Annotated in this window: 1 protein-coding gene and 1 riboswitch; the gene reads right to left on the bottom strand. The window is 65.5% G+C overall.

The window, feature by feature from the left end; translation table 11 throughout:
* Positions 1 to 240: 240 nt before the first annotated feature.
* Positions 241 to 455, bottom strand: a riboswitch (cobalamin riboswitch).
* Positions 424 to 847, bottom strand: a 424-nt coding sequence (locus ACTIE1_RS16615) for a hypothetical protein (RefSeq protein WP_439563508.1), incomplete at its 5' end; no start/stop codon positions are given. Its footprint overlaps the riboswitch before it by 32 nt.

Below are 847 nucleotides of genomic sequence, written 5' to 3' on the forward strand. Positions count from 1 at the left end.
CGCTGACGCGCCGTATCTGTCGGGTTCGCGATAGCCACATCTCGGGCAGAAGGCGCATAGCTGCCCACAGCCAGACCCGGCCTCGCGAATGCTTTGCGAGAGGGTTGCATCCTGTCTCTTTCCCGCGCGACCACCCGTCGCGCGCAACTTATGCAAGGGTAGGATGGCAGGACCGGCAAGGGCAAAGCACCTGCGCCGACGCCAGACCACCAGTCACCCCGCTGGTTTCGATGCCCCGGAAGGGGCGGCTGCAGGCTGGCAGGTCTCCCGGCTTGCGGATGTCGAGGCTTGCGCCTCGATGGTCGGCCCGCCTTCCCGGCCAGATAGCCAGTGGCATTGGGCGACCTCTCCGGTCACGGTCGCGGCGGCTGCGCTTCTGGCCCGATCTTGCTATCGAGCTTTGTCACATTCCCTTTTCACCTGTCATGAACAGGCACCAGCCCGAGTGTCTTGCGCGCTTGGCAACAACATGTCAAGCGAGGAAAAGCGGCTGGAAAACGCCCCTGAAAACACCATCCAGGGCCGGGAACACATGCAGGCGCGCGCGGCCCGGAGGTTTTCCGCCGGGCAAGCCGGGTTCGCTCGTTCACCCCGGCTCTCGCGAGCGGCATCCGGTTCTGGCATGCCCACCCGCCGTCGAATACCGGGCGACAAGGCTGATCGGCACTCCCGCACCACGCCCGTCTCCCGATCTGCCTGCGCAGCGCTTTCCCTGCCGATGGCGGTTGCGCGAATGCCCATAATGGTCAGCGAGGGCGCAAGATCTGCTGCAAACTCCACATTGTCGATGCCTGCAACCGACAAACCCGCCGGGGCCGCCAAGCCGCGCCCCAGCGCCTCGACCATT

The organism is Roseinatronobacter sp. (assembly GCF_051859525.1).
In the GTDB taxonomy this organism is placed as follows: domain Bacteria; phylum Pseudomonadota; class Alphaproteobacteria; order Rhodobacterales; family Rhodobacteraceae; genus Roseinatronobacter.